Raw genomic sequence first — 746 nt, forward strand, 5'->3', positions numbered from 1 at the left:
CCGGCGCTCAGGCGGGTGACCAGCAGGGTGCCCAGCCATTGCCCCGGCAGGACGCCCTTCTGCTGCAGCGCCAGCAGCACGGCGCCCAGGCGGGCCACGGTGAGGCTCCAGTAGCCGTCGATGTCGCTGGCCAGGCGCTGCAGCGCCTGCACGGTCGCGGCGCCGAGCAGGTGGGTCAGGGCCTCGTGGGTGGCGCTCAGGTTGTCCTGGGCGAGCGCCGCCTGCAGCTCGCCCAGGCGCGCGGTGTTGTTCACCGCCGCTTCCAGCGATGGGCTCCAGCCCAGGAACAGCAAGCGGAAGACGCCGCCGTCCTTGGCGCGCAGGAAGTCGCCGAACTGCTCGACGCCCTGGCGGCGATGGCACTGGGCGCTGAGGCAGGCGTCGGCCAGTTCGTCCAGCCAGCACTGGTGCTGCGGGTTGTCGTGCTCGACGAACCAACTGCCCAGGTCGTGGCGCGGCAGGAAGGCCTGGCGGTCGGCATAGAGGCTGGCATGGCGGGCCTCGACCTGGCGGAAATGCGCCGGGGCCTGCTCGTCCAGCCAGCGATCCATGCGTTCCAGGTCGATGTATTCGGCGACCTTGGCGCTGGCCCGGCCGCCGGCGAGCTGGCTGGCCTTGTCCTGGCGGTAGTCGCGCACGATGTCCTGTACCTGCTGCTGCAACTCGGCGGGGATGAAGGCGCGCAGCGGCGCCAGGCGTTGTTCGCGACGGCGGGCGATATCCGCGATGCGCTCGTCGGCGGCGGC

Annotated in this window: 1 pseudogene; it reads right to left on the reverse strand. The window is 71.8% G+C overall.

The window, feature by feature from the left end:
- Window positions 1–746, reverse strand: a pseudogene (locus FG99_RS32610) (hypothetical protein); the annotation flags it as partial.

The organism is Pseudomonas sp. AAC (assembly GCF_000725445.1).
Taxonomy (GTDB): domain Bacteria; phylum Pseudomonadota; class Gammaproteobacteria; order Pseudomonadales; family Pseudomonadaceae; genus Pseudomonas; species Pseudomonas citronellolis.